Here is a 14,321-nt window from a genome sequence, read left to right as displayed (position 1 = left end):
TCCTTATTTCAGTATGCTCATCGTTGTTTGCTTCATGTCTTCAGAAAAAGCATAGCGTGTAGCATCTATAGCGTGATTATCAACATCTTGCAATCTAGGTTTCACATTACCGTCTTTATCCGTTTGATAATCTATATTTTCGAATTCATAAGCTATCTTCGGTGTGCGTTTCGGGTCAATTACTATCGCATCTAAATCATCAAGCCACTTCTCGCCGAACTCCACGCTGTCTTTGCCCTTTTTGGCACCTTTAACACGTTTTAAACCATGCTCTCGCCTTAACTCATCAATAGATTTAGGCTCCGCGCTATCGGCAAGTATGCGTTCATTCTGATAACCTATTTCTATTACTTTCTTAGCAAACTCACGGTTACTCATCTTAACCTCGTATATCTCATCAATTGCATATATCGTGTTTTTCTTTTTGTCGTAATGCCATACAACGAATGCTAATGGGTCAGCAGCGTAACCAAAGTCGACTGCAAAGCGATAATTATCAAATACCTTAACTTCTTCATCCGTAATAGCCCTGAACTCCAGATTATCGAACGGCACAACACCGGAACCAATCGCTTCACCCATATACTCATGTCGGTACTTACGCTCATTACGAGCCTTAGTTGCCTCTGCCTCTTCAATAAATTGCTTACTGATAAACGGATTGTCCAAGTACGTTGAATGATGTACGAATGTATTGTCTGCGATGAATGCTGATTCGTATTTCTTGTTCACCCAGCTCTGTTTACGCTTTGGCGGGTTATAAGACGAAAAGAACTTATAAAAAAGACCATCCGGCAACTCTCCGCGTAAGAGGGAGTTCGTAATGGTCGTAACTTCATCTTCAGTTAGGAATTCCGCTAATTCTTCCAACCAGGCAATCGCAAACGGAAACTCGGCTGATTTGAGGGACTTAATACGTTCAGGCTCTTTAGCACCTCTAAATACCATGTAATTACCACGGGGTAAGTACGTGACTCTCATCGGCGATTTATTAACCTTAAACAGGTGTGACACTCTTTGTTCTGATATCGCCCACTTAATCTGCTCAAATATCGAAAGTTCAATCGTATTGTCAATCTTACGAATACCAACAGCATTGATTGGATAGCGCATCAACATTTGTACGATGATGTGTGCAATATCTGACGACTTCCCTGAACCACGTCCGCCTTTACATACGACATTTAACTTTGACGGATCAAATGATGCTTTCCAGACTGGATGGAATGCTTTCGGTAACAGCTCTGATATTTTGATCGCAGTTGTCATTCTATATCATCTACAAACTGCACAGCTCCGGAGTGTTCGATTTCTGTCTTTTCAGTCCACATTGCATAACGTTTACCAAGTAATTCAGCAGCCTTAGTACGCTGAGATGTATCTGCTCGCTGATCATGTCGTTGTACTTCACTTTCGAAGTCACCAGTCGGAACAACTAACAATGTTTCATCTTTCATCTCACCGCGCATAACTGATGTAAGATATTCCATTACCTCTTGAGCATCTGCTGTGCGTTTATTCTTCATTTCCTCTAAGCGTTTGTCTTTATAATCTTTAATACTATCTTTCGCTAACAATTTACTTGCATTAGTTCTAGCATAATTTTCACTATATCCAGCATTAATCGCAGCTCGATAAACATTTGCATGAATGATGTACTCATCTACAAATCTTTTTTGCTTCTCGTTCATCTCATATACCACCGACTTTCACGTTATTCACTTCATTTATTTTTATTAACTCAATACTGACGGCAACTTCTATACAAAGAGGGAAGTGAAAGTCTGCTCGTCAGTATTCAGGCAACAAAAAAGACACCGCGTTAGCGATGCCTTACGTTCTTTATATTAGGAGGAGGACTCATGCCGGAGTCAGTCACTTGGTCGTTGAGCTTCGCCGTCCCGACCTACCTCATATTGTACAGTCATTTTTCCATTAGCACCTAACTAATTAAGTAAATTAAGTTTCTTAAATTTCTTAATAGCTAAACTCCTTGCATATTTCTTTCATAAGCTGATTCACTCTCGGCTCTGATAATCCCACTCTTTCAGCTATTTCTTTATAAATGTATCCACTCAATCTGAGATTTAATATTGTCGCTAATCTCTCATCAGTGATACGGTTCCATCGGTTTTGGATATACCGAGTTTTGTTCTCTAAACGAGTCAGTTCCTGGTCCATTTTCATCAGACGTTTCATTTCGTTAAATACGGGATCTGTATTTCCACCCTGCGGTTTTGGTAGCGTTGCTTCAATACCATATTGCCCGATATTGCCGCCGCCTACCTCATCTTGATATTCTTTTCGCAACGCTGTAATACGCTTGATATAGTACGGGTAGCTGTTTATTAACTCCATCACTTTATCCGCTGAATAAACTTCGTTAGTCGCATAATTCATAATTCATCTACACCCCGTTATTATAATTGTGTTATTTCGACAGCCACATGGTCAGTGTGTCCGTATTCTTTATTAATGCTTAGTGTGATTATTTGTGAATCATCTTTGTACACTGTGTTGTTGCATGCATCAAGTATCGCTTTAGCCAAATTATCTAAGTCGGGCTTCTTCGTATATCTCAATTCACCGCTCTTCACAGCTTCTAATTTCTTTTTGGTGTATGACTTAGGCGGAGCGAAAACAAACGTCAGGCTCATGGCTAATGGTCGGTCAGTCATGGTTAATTGTTGCTTGTTCATCTCGCTGAGTGCTGCATACTTTACGATGCGTTTATAGTTTATACTTTGTCTTGAATTGACTGCTTTCGATTTACCGGTAGCTGTTCGATACACTCTTGGACGGGGCTGTGGTACTGGACGTCCCTCTACTTTGAATTCGATCAAATATAATTACCTCCCGAGTATCTCTTTCACTTTATCTACGATAGTCTGTTCTTCCGAACCATCTGTAGTCGCCGTCATGATTAATATCCGCTCGCAAGTCTCTGAAAGTTGACTGCATTCTTCTTGTTGTACTGATTGATAATATCCTGCCCCGTAAATCCGTAGTAATCGAGTATCGATAATACATAGACAAGTATGTTTTCAGCTGACATAACGCCATTTGATAAGTGATATATCACTCTTTTTACAGCTGCGCGGTCTTGAAGTTGTCGTTTGTCTTGAAGCTCACTTTCTACATTACCTGCGATAAATTCAGTCTTTGCTGTTGATTTGTTCAGTCGCAACATACAGAAGTGAATGACATCAATCGCTTCATCCAGCACATCATCCATATTCATATCTTTGCGCTTCCAATATTTCCACGACTTGAAGCAGGCGTTTATAAATTCATGTAGTTCTACGTTTAAGGCGATACTGTGCTCCATTGCCATTGTTGACATCCAATCTGATTCACTGATGCCTAATTCTTTACGCATCGCTGCATCCAGTTTGTTTTGTTGTGTCAGTAAATAGATTAAGTCCGCCTTGTTTAATAGTGTATTCATTTCTTCTTCCTCCTCATCAATATAACTGTCGTAACGTAATACGCTAGTGCTGCAAGTAGTATTTTGAATGTGAATGTCATTGGTTATCACCGAGGAGTTCGGGATTTTCGTGAATGTTTCCGATGATTTTGCACTCATTTACATAAGTTCTATTAAGAGGTATATCCAGTCCGAACGGCATGATATCTTTCAAATCGTGTTGTGCTTTGAAGTAAAAACCATAAGCGTGGTCGATATATTCTTGTTCCTCCACCGACGGCACACCGTGTTGCCCGTAACAAACTTCGTATTCTCCGTTGAAATCAACAATATCCCCTTCATAAATCTCCACTCCGTTTTTATCTTTAAGACCTGTGTATTGCATTAAAATAAGATTGTCTAGTCTTTCTTTATCTGTTCGTTCTGTGAAATTAGATAAGCTGTAACCTAAATGTGCTGTGCCACTCTCAAAGTCAATTACCTGTACATCGTTAAACATTTCCGGAGTGCCCGCGTGTTTAAAAGCTCTAAATTTAATCTCTCTCATCATTTCATCCTCCACAATTTATAAATTAGTATCACCAACACCACACACCCTGCACCAAGAATATACGGTGCTGTTTCCAGTAACAGGGTGAGCCATGTGTAGGCGGTCATGCTTTAAAGCAATTCATTAAATGTTCTTTGTAGTTATCCATTGACCAATACCTAGCTCCACAAGTGCATTTGTATACTTTCGTTTCTCCATCATTTATTATTTTGTAAACCACATCGGCGGGATTACTTAAAATTACTCCACTGAAGCCCTCAGTCACTTCCATCACGCTCCCATCTGCTTCTACACTTAAAGAACGCTCGTGCATTCCGATAGGTTTTCCTGTATGCTTTTCAAAAAACTTAATTTCTATCATCCCCTCTCCCCACTCTCATAAATCGTGTAGTAGCCGTCGGCATCAATTATTATCCCGTCTTTGACAGTCGTTGTTCCTGATACCAAATCTCTCAGCCATTCGTTATGCTCCGTGTAGCATTTCTCACACATATGTTCTTTCACAATCGGTTTAACCGTGCATTTAGTGCAGTAGTCCACCTCGTCATTTTTAAGCATCCGATTCACCGCTTTCGTGTTTATTAATAATATCGTCAATCTTCATTTCAAATTCATGCCAATCGACTTCATAATCATCACCAGGTGTTTGTTGTGTACACTCTTTAAGCAACTCTTGTGTTCTATCCCAAGCCTTCGCCTTCTCATATTTCTCCGTCAGTTCTGTAACCATTTCAACTACTTCACCGCTGCCGTTTGTAATAGAATACAGTTTGTATAAGTCTGATTCGATTTGGTTTAGGTAGTTAGTCATTGGATTCACCGCTTTCGTATTTGTTGATGATATTTTCAGACTGCAATGTGAATTTATCTTGGTCTGCAGGAATGTTGAATCCTCTTTCATGAACATCTACGAGAATCTCTTTTCGGGCTTCTCTTATTTCGTCAAACGCCTTTGCCTTCGCTTCGTACTCGTCAGTTTTGGAACTCCCTTTAATCTTATAACCTATCCAATCTCCTTCGTATGACGGACTATATTCTCCTCGCCCGTTATGAACTAACTCAAATACTTCTCCATCCCGATTAATCATCAAGAGTTCACTGTATTGGTCAGATAACTCTTCGTTGTCTTCTTGGTTATAAAAAGTTATTTTAAAATCTTTTTCATAACTCATCGCTATCAGCCTCCATTTCTACCGTCGCCATATTAATCCGTACAGGTAGTAACTCTTGTAATACTGATAGTGCGTTATCAACGATGATTCCGTTGCGTTCAAGAGATGTACCTTTTCCGTCGCCTCTTTTTAGTTCCTCGACGGTCACTGGATAAGGTATGCCAAAACCAAATTTATTCGCCATCTGAAATATTTCTGTCGCTTCCTGTCGATTTCTCACGAGGATATACAGCCAATTTTCAGATGCGTACTTAATCGCTTGATATGTCTTACCGCTCACCCTGCCACCAGTGATTACTTTCATAGCTTTTCACTCTCCTTTTTGATTGCCATTTAGCTTGTCGGATAAATTTTTAACTTACTATCTTGAAGAAAGATATTTACTCCCGTATATTAATTTGGAAAGGTGTTTTTTCATCTTTCTCGATGATGTAATGAGGCTGATTAATCCGATCAAAGAAATTCTCAGCCTCTTTTTTATTTCAACCGCCCCTCCACATCTTTCGGTATTTTCTCGACCAATCCACATTCAGCTTTGAATTTCCGATACTCTTCATGCGTTACCTTCATTAGTCCTATATTCTCTGCTAACGACTGCACCCTGTTTAACGTGTAGCCGTCAGCAGTAGGTATGACGGTGTACAGGTACTGATCTTTATCGTTGTACAATCTGCGACGATATTTGAAACCTGTTTTAGTAACTGGCTGCTCGACTGAAAAAATATCTAGTTGCTGCATGGTTCTCACTCCTAAAATAATGATGGCTGTTGATATTCCACTTCGAAACCCTTCTCCAGATAATGTCTTTCGTGTTCGTCAAACCAATTCCAAAAGTTATCGTAATCTGTCGGTCCGAAGAAACCGCAGCCGTATTCGCGTATATTTCTCGCAACATCTATAGAGCGGAGCTTTCCATCTCTGCTCACGTATACATACTTCGTGTATCTGTCTCCCTCTTTTGGCGGCACTTTTTTATCGCCGAAGAGTATCCGATTATATTCTTTGTCATATTCTTCTTTGGAGTAATCTTTATAAATGATGACCAATGCATATCACTCCTCCTAAAATAATTCTAATTGACCACTTAGCGGCTGCCCTACGACCGTCACACTTAAATACCGTATGCCATTCCGTTTTACCATCGGTCCATTGCTGATAGTTCGTACTTGCCGTCTCAATACTCGCCAGCACTCTTTACACGTTCTACGTTCTTCTATCGGCTTCATATCTTCGTCGTTGTAGTCGTAAAGAAACGGTAACTCGTCTTTAAACTGATTGCACTCTTCGCAGCGTTTCATATAAAATCCATCAGACTAGTCTGTTTACCGCTCATCGAATTTAATCCCATAGACGACAGGTAAGCCGGCAACTCTTCTTTCGTGAGCGTTGTGTTCCCGTAATGTACATCGTCGTTGTACACCACTTCATAACCATTTTTAGCCTTAATGAATGTCGCTGTACCTATTGGCTCGATGCGATGGTCATATAGGTTGAGTTTAGTCGTCATATTTAAGCTCTCCATTTCGCAAAACTATGCTCAAATAAAGATTTTGCGTATTCACTCGGTCTCCACTCCGCAGGTTTCACTGGTACATTCTTAAATACTTTAATCGCTTCTTTTCGCTCGTCATTCGTGGGTACAGGTGCAAATTTAGCTCCATGTGTGCGTTTTACTATCATCGTTTCGCCCTCCAGTTTGATTAATGTTTTCGTTAAGTTTCGCTTCTTCGCTGCATTAGAACTTAAAAAGTTTAAAGTAACTAATTGCTCCCCGGTCACTTCCGCAATCTGATGCATCGTGCCTTCTGTAATAAATTCATCATCGAGATAGTACGCATATATCTGTCGGCGTGTGCCAATTTCGATAACGGTATACTTCGAATGTCCTCGATTCGCCATAGCGCGCGCGCTTGATACCGACACTCCCAACGCTGCTGCAATGTCTTTAATCGTGCCAGTAGCGATAAACGTATCGCCCTCATAGGCTTCATATACTTTCATGACACCCCTCCTAACACTTCACAGCGCGAACATCTTCCAATGTCCGCCCGGTTTGTTTTAGTTTGTTCAGCAGCGGCTTTGGAATCGGCATCGGGAAATCTTTTTCCTGCATCCTCATGTATTTAATGCGGCCAATAATTTGAAGTAATTCCTCGCCCTCGATTTCTGGCTTTGGTGCCGGTCCATATACATGACTGGATTTCCGAACTGGTGTATTAATCGCACGTTCTTTCGTCCATCCCTGCTTAAATCTTCCTTGCAGTGTTTTATTTGCGATGCCATTCCGCCTTGCAGTCTTTATATCATCCTCCGAAAGTTCCACACCGTAGATGGTGCGTTTTCGATTAACTCTGGAATACCGTTCATGCGGCTGCATAGATATAGCTTCTTCTATCGGCCACCCTTTACTTAATCTGCTGCTTAACGTTTTAGTTTTAATGCCATTTTCTTCAGCAATTTGTTTTTGTCTTTCGGTCAAATCTCGTAAGCCTGTCATTGTCATCCCTCCAAAGATGCGCCAATACTTCCGCTAATTTCGCCCTAACATGCGATTGTGGTGTCTTTAATAACATTTGAATGTATTTGTCCCCAAACATATTCAATGCGCTTATATCGTCTTTTACGATGGTTTCTCGATTCAATAACTTATCAGCGAGTGCCATTTCCGGAGAAACGGCGACCTCGACTGGTTTTTCTAGTGTGTGTGGCATTACTTAACCCCTTTCATGCGGTAGTCGTCACCATCTATAACAATGGCTTTTGCTTTTTCCATCATTCGAGAAAAGACTCGATACAATGCTTGCGATGATCTGAATTGTTCGCTCGTTAAATTTGTAGTATAGATAGTGCATTTATTTCGTCGTGCATCGACTAATCTAAATAGCTCTGACACTTCCCATTCGCTCATTCGATTTGCGCCGACATCATCTAAAATCAGTAAATCAGCTTCTTTTGCAAATTTGAAAATCGGATGGACTTGGTTTAAGTCTTTAAAGCCTTGTTTCAACTTATCTACATAGTCCGGCAGCGATATGAATAACACTTGATAGTCTTGCGCTCTTAACTGATTGCGGACTGCAGCTGCGAGGTGTGTTTTGCCTGTTCCAAAGGTTCCTTGTACTAATAAACAATTTGATTCTGATAACATGTCGTCAAAATGATTTGCATAGTACCGCATCTTTTTCGCTGCCTGCACTTGCTCATCGCTATTCGCCTGGTAATTATCGAATGTCTTTTCTTTGTAATCGCCATGCATAATACTCGCTTTCGCAAAAGCATCAGCTTTTATCTTTTTCTGTTGGTCGTTTACAAACTTGATGCGGTCACATATACATCCGGATTCATTCTCTTTCACTTCACCGTCTGCGAAAGTGATCTGCACAATTTTCAAATCTCTACCGCAGCCGTCGCACTTCTCACCGGTGTATTCGACTTCGGAATGCTTGATTTTGTTCTCGTGCATCATCTTTTTGATTTGTTCCATATCAGCCCTCCTCTAAAATCCGAGTTTTTCAGTTAAACTTTTTTCATAGTCAGTATTAAGGTCGACTTCTTGGTTAGTTGGCTTATAGTTATTAAGTTTGCTCTTCGCTTCATGTTTACGAACTGCATCTAATGTTTTCAAGTTATGATTGCGCCAACTCTGAATGATGCTCTTTGCATAGTTCCAATGTTTAGCGCTGCGTTGTCTGCAAATATCAATTGCTTCGATAATTATTTCGTTCGGTTCATCGAATTTATCTTTATAGAACTCTAAGTCTTCGTACATAAATTGAGTAAGTGAACCGAAATAAGATTCCATTTCATCACGAGCCGCAGCAGGTATCTCTTCTTCCTCTTGCTCTATATCTAACTCTTTCTCTATCTCTATCTCTGTGTGACCTAGTTGTGACTTTGTCGTGACATTGTCACAAAGCAGCGCTTTTTTACGTGTCCGCTGTTTTCTTTTTCGCCTTGCAGCATCTGTTTCAGAACCGATCATCGATGCTATATTCGTCATTTCAAGTTCTGCATCTGAAAACTCTATTAATCCTTTTTGTGCCAAGTAATTGAACGTGATCTGAGTGTTCTCTGTATCTTCATCGATATCTAATGCGATTTCTTCTACAAAGTTCTCTGCGATACCATCGAAATAAATTTTTCCGTCATTTTTCAAGCTAAGCAGCAACATTTTAAGATAGATAATTGTGTAGGTGTCGCCGCCTGCAATTCTTCTCAACATTTTTATTTCTTTCTGACTGAAGAAGTCATCTTTTAACTTCAGCCAAAAATAACGTTTATTCTTTTCTGCCATACTCTACACCCTTTCTTAAAATGGAAGATCATCATCATTCACATCTACTGGTCCACCATTTTCAAATGGATTCGGTTCAACCGGTGGATTTCCTCGCGCTTGCTGAGGCTGATTGTTTCCATAAGCTTGTTTATAGCTGTTATTCTGCTGGTTTTTACGCTCTACAAATGTGACTTGGTTGACGATTACATCAGTGGTATAAACCTTTTTGCCGTCTTTATCTTCGTAACTCCCCGTCTGTACTGAACCGGTTAATCCGATTTTCGAACCCTTTTTAAAATGTTCGCTAATGATTTCCGCTGTTTTTCCAAACGCTTTGCAGCGAGGGAAGTCTGATTGATACTCCCCTGACTGCTTGTCCTTAAATGGTCTCTGCACTCCAATGTTGAAACTTACAATTGATAAATTACTTTGACTTACAGTGAGTGTCGGATCAGCTGTTAAATTTCCGATTAAATTAATTTGATTCATCTACTGAGCCCTCCTCATTCTGTGGATAATCTGCGACAACTTCTGGCATATCTACGTAGCTATCATCGTCAGGAGTAATATCCTTAATGCTTCTACCTACACCTTCGTCATGCGATACTGCTGTTTGCATTTCTACTGAGACCGGAAGGTATTTCCACATGTAACGGATCACTGTTTTCTTCGCCATTTCTTCATAATCTGTTGCCCATGGAGAATACTTACTGTTTCCTGCTTTACTTCTTGCTCTGCGTTTTTCAATTTCTGACTTCGGCATATATTCGAATTGATAACCACCGTCTTTAAAGTGAGCGACTGCATAAGCGCCTTTGAATGCTCCTCTGTCATCTTCTGTCGGTACATGTTTCAAATCACTGTGCAAACCGAGCTGATAATCAAATTCATCATTTTCGTAGACTGCATGCGCATAAATCGATTGGATATGACCGGATCGTCTCGCTAAATCAATCATCCCTCGGTAACCGATAATAAACGTAACGTCTGTCGTGCCCTTCTTATTGTTTCTGAATGGTAAGAAGTAGCAGTGACCCATTGGTCCTGGTTCAAGACCGAGTTGTGCGGATTGCATCACTGCACCAAGTAAGCTCGATACATCGGCTTCTTTTAGCTGTGGTGTCGTTCTAATAACCGTTGTCGCCATTCTTGTCATACGTTCAATGCTCATGTGCTGCGGAAGTGCCTGTGCCATTGCCGGTGCCATTTGGTCGATATAGTCACCGATTGTTTTTGGTTTGTTACCTTGTGATACTTCGTTTTGTTTCTGCGTTGCTACCTGTTGCTTTAAAGTTTCATTTGTTGCCATAATTATTGTTCCTCCTTGATTTGTTTAATTCTTAATACTCGGTATTCCGATTCTTTATAGAACTGATCAATCACATCTTTACCGTACTTTTCTTCCAGTGCTTTTTTATCTATGCTGCGGCGAGTCTGCTGTTTCCATGTCGCAATATATGCTTCTGTTTTGCCTGCTGCATTATGTCCAAGTGAATCTTTCAACTGATTCTCATATTTCTTTTGCAGTTGCTGTTTTTCTTTAATATCTTCTTTGATACTTTCTATTGCTTTCATCAACGTATCGGCTTCTGAACCCAACTCAATCTCTTCATTATCAATATCTTGATATATATGATTAATGAAGTCCGATGTGGCTTCACTGCCATCAATCTCTGGAATAACGTTTGCTTGAACATTGTTCTCCCAAAAGTCTTTTTCAGCATCAATGATAATTTGAATGAGTTCATCGTCTCTTTCAATTTCTTTCCATATAAATGATTGGCCACCAATTAAAACAGCGATATATGCCTTCTCAAAGCCTGTGACAGCCATGTAATGTTGAATCTGACACAAATACTGTGCCGGCACGTTATCGTCTTCCCATTGCTCTACGTTGTACTGTGAGGTGGTTTTACATTCGAGTAATGCTTTCTCGCCGACAACAACACGGTCCAGGTTAGCCATCATAAAATGATGATCAGGATGTCTAAGCATTCTGTTATCTCTACGCACTTTTTTACCGGTACGAGCTGCAAATTCTTCTGCCACAACGTCTTCTAAAACGTTCCCGAAATGAATCGCATCATTACTGATTTCTTGAATCATCTCCGGATTCGTTTTTTCAAAGAACAACTGTGTTTTAGACTTCCATTTGTTCACTCCAAGTATTGTCCCAGCGTCGCTTCCACCGATACCTGTCATGCGCTCTTGTAGCCATTCTTCACGTGTTAAATCTTTTATATTAACTAGCTCTGCCATGATTTATCCTCCTGTGGTAGAATTGGTTTAAGGTATTTTTTCTTTACGACTGGTCTGCCAACCGGTCGTTTTTGCATTTCTTTGGGCACTCTATCTTTCAAGTCCTCTATTATTTTTTTCTTCAGCGTTTCTATTTCTTTTACTAACTCAGCGTTCATTTGTTCAAGTACTTCATTTTCTTCACGAAGCACTTCTTTTTCGCCTTCGAGTTCTTCAATTTTTATTTGTAGATTAGAATTTTCTTCTGCGAAAAATAAGTTAGTCGCAAACATGACTTCACTCCTCATTTAGTCCGTAAATTTCGTTGTACATCGGATCGTTCTCAAGATAAGCTTCGCTTGTTAGATAAAGGAAAATTGGTAGATATACCGAAATAAGCACTGCTGCTGAGATGAGTAATACTTTCCATTCTCTAATTGTCGGCATTCACGACACCTCTTTCTTCTGTAGCATATGCACCATTTCCGGAAACAATTCTTCAATTGTTTTGCCATAGTGCTGTGCCAGAATAAATGCTTCTGCTAGATCAAAATTTGTTATTGCGTTTTCTCGATTCCAGTACGATGCTTTACTTAGTCCAATTAACTTCCCAACATCCGCTGTGGACTCTCCTGCTTCGTTCCGTGCAATGTACAGTTGGTAGAATTTTTTCATGGTCAATCCTCCTCGCCATTATTCGGCACTAACATCAGCGGTTTTTTCCAAAAAGATTGAGTGCCGATAATCAATGCTTGTACTGTCATTGTTCTTTTTCCTGTAGTGACTGGCACACCGTCCGGGAAGTTTTTGAATTGCTCATTAATCGTTTCCGCCATTTCTATTGGTAAAGATAACTTTTGCGGTTCGTCGTGTTCTTTAGTTATCGCGATAAAGTGCATATACTCAATGAGTAAAGACATTTATATTCTCCTTTCCATTCGCAACTTCGCATCCCGATTCTGATTCAGCTGTTGCGGTTTAATCTGATAATCTTGCATCAGCCGATTTACAAATCCCGTGCCTTCAAACAGGACATCTTGTAACTCTGAAATCATGTGATGCAGTCCTTCTTTTTCATCTTGTGTCAGATGCTCTGGCTGTTTGTCTAATCGATTGCGGTGTAGCACTTCCATAAACTCATCGATTTCCTTTTGAATCCGGAATACATAGGACATGCGATGTCCGTCATAGACACGATCTGATGGTGTTGGCAATGTGTGTCCGCCTGTCATTTCGTAAGCCACATCGTTTAATAGATTGGCATCTGATGCATTGGATAGTGCGGCGCTGCACATTGTTTGTGTCATTGGCTTCTGACCACTCTCTACACGGCTGATGTAGGATTTGTCTACGTGTAGCTGATTGGCTACCTGCTGCTGTGTTAAGTTGTTTCGTTGTCTGTATTTGGCAATTATTGTTGACATCTGTTGTCCTCCTGACAATTTATATAGATTGATTGTTGATTCGGATAACTCGTATACTGTGTATAGAGTTAATTAAGTTAGTCGCATAACTGATAACTCATCTAGTGCTAACCAATTGGTCGTTGGTTAGTACTTCCTCAAAAGAGTGATACTCTTTCCGCATTGAGTTTCTTCACTTGTTATCTTTTATTAATTTAGAAAGCATTTCTTTATCGATATTGCCTTCGCTGTATTTTTCTCCGAGCATTGTTTCTGTTAAAGAAAGTCCTTGCGTTTTATTACTGTGGCTATCAATTTTTAAACGGAATATAACCTTATTCACTAAGTCAAGTACTGCAGGCTCTTCTGCTAATTCCATTTCATTCATTACATCTGAAATATGTTCAACATATTCATCCATTGCTTTCGATTTGCCGGTTATAAAACCAATTTCCCAAGCTCTTTGCCAAAACTTAACTTCTTCCATTTAAGAAACCTCCTGTTCAATCATTGGTAAGATATTGTGTTGTTTGAGTAATTCATACAGGAATAACCTTCCGTTCTGTGTCCACTTGGTATGCATTCTTACCGATGTACTACCATCTTTATGTTCAATCTCTGTCGTGTCCGAATGTGTTAAACCTTTACTGTGGTGTTTCGAGTAAAGCAACCATTGACCAGATTGTTTGTATTGAACTTTTAGATCGTGCAGTAACTTGTTGAGCGCTTGTGCTGACATTCCATAATCTTTTGCAATTTGTCCGATTGTAACTAAGCTCTTGTTTTGTAAAATGTTGTCGTAGTAGCTCGCTTTAGGCTTCATTTCACTAATGCGTTGCCTGCTGATTTCAGTTTCGAGTCTTAACCTTTCGTTCTCTTCCTCTTTAGCAACTAATTCGAGTAACGCTTCTTTATAAGTAGTCGGAAGTTTGAGCGTTTGATTCTTGATGTGGTCTTCCATTTCGTTAAATTTGTTGATGTAATTCATTTTGAAATCGTTGTGCCCCTGAATATTGAACATGTACAATGTGAAACCATCTTTAGTAAGTAGGTACTCTGTTCTTAGCTCACCTTTTTTATCTCGGTATTCATTATCAATAATCAACGAACGAACATTCTCGTCGGTTAAAATTCTTCTAATTTGGTTTATAACGTCGCCATGTCTCTTACCAATTTGCTCCGCTACCACTCTGCTGCTTACGACAAGACCGAAATCTTCTTTGTTTTCAATTTGTATTTCTGCTAATTGATTCAT

At 39.9% G+C, this 14,321-nt stretch carries 27 protein-coding genes; all 27 read right to left on the bottom strand.

Going from position 1 to position 14,321, the window contains the following annotated elements; translation table 11 throughout:
* Positions 1 to 3 precede the first annotated feature (3 nt).
* The 27 genes from DFR63_RS01515 to DFR63_RS01380 all read right to left on the bottom strand — a co-directional run bounded on the left by DFR63_RS01515 (position 4) and on the right by DFR63_RS01380 (position 14,321).
* The gene (locus DFR63_RS01515) at positions 4 to 1,269 is read right to left on the bottom strand and encodes a PBSX family phage terminase large subunit (protein ID WP_115883992.1); all 1,266 of its coding nucleotides are present in this window, start codon (positions 1,267 to 1,269) and stop codon (positions 4 to 6) included.
* Positions 1,266 to 1,691: a terminase small subunit gene (locus DFR63_RS01510; protein ID WP_115883991.1), complete on the bottom strand. Its 426-nt coding sequence runs from the start codon at positions 1,689 to 1,691 to the stop codon at positions 1,266 to 1,268. Before DFR63_RS01510 ends, DFR63_RS01515 begins: the two co-directional genes overlap by 4 nt.
* A 286-nt stretch (positions 1,692 to 1,977) precedes the next feature.
* Positions 1,978 to 2,400 carry a hypothetical protein gene (locus tag DFR63_RS01505; RefSeq protein WP_245954104.1) on the bottom strand — a complete coding sequence of 141 codons (423 nt, stop codon included), beginning with the start codon at positions 2,398 to 2,400 and terminating at the stop codon, positions 1,978 to 1,980.
* A 20-nt stretch (positions 2,401 to 2,420) separates the two neighbouring features.
* Positions 2,421 to 2,843 (bottom strand): RusA family crossover junction endodeoxyribonuclease, encoded by a 423-nt coding sequence (locus DFR63_RS01500; RefSeq protein ID WP_115883990.1) that lies wholly within the window; start codon positions 2,841 to 2,843, stop codon positions 2,421 to 2,423.
* A gap of 80 nt (positions 2,844 to 2,923) precedes the next feature.
* Positions 2,924 to 3,448, bottom strand: coding sequence for a dUTP diphosphatase (locus tag DFR63_RS01495; RefSeq protein WP_162842255.1), 525 nt, complete (start codon positions 3,446 to 3,448; stop codon positions 2,924 to 2,926).
* A 76-nt stretch (positions 3,449 to 3,524) separates the two neighbouring features.
* Positions 3,525 to 3,974: a YopX family protein gene (locus tag DFR63_RS01490; protein ID WP_162842254.1), complete on the bottom strand. Its 450-nt coding sequence runs from the start codon at positions 3,972 to 3,974 to the stop codon at positions 3,525 to 3,527.
* Between the two features lie 106 nt (positions 3,975 to 4,080).
* Positions 4,081 to 4,338 carry a hypothetical protein gene (locus tag DFR63_RS01485; RefSeq protein WP_115883987.1) on the bottom strand — a complete coding sequence of 86 codons (258 nt, stop codon included), beginning with the start codon at positions 4,336 to 4,338 and terminating at the stop codon, positions 4,081 to 4,083.
* A gap of 189 nt (positions 4,339 to 4,527) precedes the next feature.
* Positions 4,528 to 4,788, bottom strand: a complete 261-nt coding sequence (locus DFR63_RS01475) for a hypothetical protein (RefSeq protein WP_115883985.1) — start codon at positions 4,786 to 4,788, stop codon at positions 4,528 to 4,530.
* Positions 4,781 to 5,149 (bottom strand): hypothetical protein, encoded by a 369-nt coding sequence (locus DFR63_RS01470; protein WP_115883984.1) that lies wholly within the window; start codon positions 5,147 to 5,149, stop codon positions 4,781 to 4,783. The genes DFR63_RS01475 and DFR63_RS01470 overlap by 8 nt, the downstream gene beginning before the upstream one ends.
* Entirely contained in the window at positions 5,139 to 5,429 is a 291-nt protein-coding gene (locus DFR63_RS01465; RefSeq protein WP_147302187.1) for a hypothetical protein, read from the bottom strand. Before DFR63_RS01465 ends, DFR63_RS01470 begins: the two co-directional genes overlap by 11 nt.
* Before the next feature lie 197 nt (positions 5,430 to 5,626).
* Positions 5,627 to 5,887, bottom strand: coding sequence for a hypothetical protein (locus DFR63_RS01460; protein ID WP_115883982.1), 261 nt, complete (start codon positions 5,885 to 5,887; stop codon positions 5,627 to 5,629).
* 11 nt (positions 5,888 to 5,898) lie between these two features.
* The gene (locus tag DFR63_RS01455) at positions 5,899 to 6,195 is read right to left on the bottom strand and encodes a hypothetical protein (protein ID WP_115883981.1); all 297 of its coding nucleotides are present in this window, start codon (positions 6,193 to 6,195) and stop codon (positions 5,899 to 5,901) included.
* Positions 6,196 to 6,443: 248 nt separating this feature from the next.
* Positions 6,444 to 6,656 (bottom strand): hypothetical protein, encoded by a 213-nt coding sequence (locus DFR63_RS01450; RefSeq protein ID WP_115883980.1) that lies wholly within the window; start codon positions 6,654 to 6,656, stop codon positions 6,444 to 6,446.
* Positions 6,657 to 6,658: 2 nt separating this feature from the next.
* On the bottom strand, positions 6,659 to 7,150 hold the full coding sequence (locus DFR63_RS01445; RefSeq protein WP_115883979.1) for a hypothetical protein: 492 nt from the start codon (positions 7,148 to 7,150) through the stop codon (positions 6,659 to 6,661).
* 10 nt (positions 7,151 to 7,160) lie between these two features.
* Entirely contained in the window at positions 7,161 to 7,646 is a 486-nt protein-coding gene (locus DFR63_RS01440; protein ID WP_115883978.1) for a hypothetical protein, read from the bottom strand.
* Between the two features lie 213 nt (positions 7,647 to 7,859).
* Positions 7,860 to 8,633, bottom strand: coding sequence for an ATP-binding protein (locus DFR63_RS01430; RefSeq protein ID WP_115883976.1), 774 nt, complete (start codon positions 8,631 to 8,633; stop codon positions 7,860 to 7,862).
* A 12-nt stretch (positions 8,634 to 8,645) separates the two neighbouring features.
* Positions 8,646 to 9,443 (bottom strand): phage replisome organizer N-terminal domain-containing protein, encoded by a 798-nt coding sequence (locus DFR63_RS01425; protein WP_115883975.1) that lies wholly within the window; start codon positions 9,441 to 9,443, stop codon positions 8,646 to 8,648.
* A gap of 15 nt (positions 9,444 to 9,458) precedes the next feature.
* Complete coding sequence (locus tag DFR63_RS01420; protein ID WP_115883974.1) at positions 9,459 to 9,914, bottom strand: single-stranded DNA-binding protein; 456 nt, start codon at positions 9,912 to 9,914, stop codon at positions 9,459 to 9,461.
* Positions 9,901 to 10,734: a recombination protein RecT gene (recT, locus tag DFR63_RS01415; RefSeq protein WP_115883973.1), complete on the bottom strand. Its 834-nt coding sequence runs from the start codon at positions 10,732 to 10,734 to the stop codon at positions 9,901 to 9,903. Before recT ends, DFR63_RS01420 begins: the two co-directional genes overlap by 14 nt.
* Positions 10,735 to 10,736: 2 nt before the next feature.
* A complete protein-coding gene (locus DFR63_RS01410) occupies positions 10,737 to 11,684 on the bottom strand; it encodes a YqaJ viral recombinase family nuclease (RefSeq protein ID WP_115883972.1) in 948 nt (315 codons plus the stop codon).
* Entirely contained in the window at positions 11,672 to 11,956 is a 285-nt protein-coding gene (locus DFR63_RS01405; protein ID WP_115883971.1) for a hypothetical protein, read from the bottom strand. Before DFR63_RS01405 ends, DFR63_RS01410 begins: the two co-directional genes overlap by 13 nt.
* Positions 11,957 to 11,960: 4 nt before the next feature.
* Entirely contained in the window at positions 11,961 to 12,110 is a 150-nt protein-coding gene (locus tag DFR63_RS11690; RefSeq protein WP_162842253.1) for a hypothetical protein, read from the bottom strand.
* On the bottom strand, positions 12,111 to 12,338 hold the full coding sequence (locus tag DFR63_RS01400) for a helix-turn-helix domain-containing protein (RefSeq protein WP_035785450.1): 228 nt from the start codon (positions 12,336 to 12,338) through the stop codon (positions 12,111 to 12,113).
* Between the two features lie 2 nt (positions 12,339 to 12,340).
* Positions 12,341 to 12,583: a hypothetical protein gene (locus tag DFR63_RS01395; protein ID WP_115883970.1), complete on the bottom strand. Its 243-nt coding sequence runs from the start codon at positions 12,581 to 12,583 to the stop codon at positions 12,341 to 12,343.
* Positions 12,584 to 13,087 carry a helix-turn-helix domain-containing protein gene (locus DFR63_RS01390; RefSeq protein WP_115883969.1) on the bottom strand — a complete coding sequence of 168 codons (504 nt, stop codon included), beginning with the start codon at positions 13,085 to 13,087 and terminating at the stop codon, positions 12,584 to 12,586.
* A 172-nt stretch (positions 13,088 to 13,259) separates the two neighbouring features.
* Complete coding sequence (locus tag DFR63_RS01385) at positions 13,260 to 13,553, bottom strand: hypothetical protein (RefSeq protein ID WP_115883968.1); 294 nt, start codon at positions 13,551 to 13,553, stop codon at positions 13,260 to 13,262.
* Positions 13,554 to 14,321: a phage regulatory protein/antirepressor Ant gene (locus DFR63_RS01380; RefSeq protein WP_115883967.1), complete on the bottom strand. Its 768-nt coding sequence runs from the start codon at positions 14,319 to 14,321 to the stop codon at positions 13,554 to 13,556. It abuts the gene before it with no gap.

Source organism: Jeotgalicoccus halotolerans, assembly GCF_003387165.1.
Taxonomy (GTDB): Bacteria; Bacillota; Bacilli; order Staphylococcales; family Salinicoccaceae; genus Jeotgalicoccus; species Jeotgalicoccus halotolerans.
Note: the sequence above shows the minus strand (reverse complement) of the source record. Positions and strands in the feature narration are given on the sequence as shown.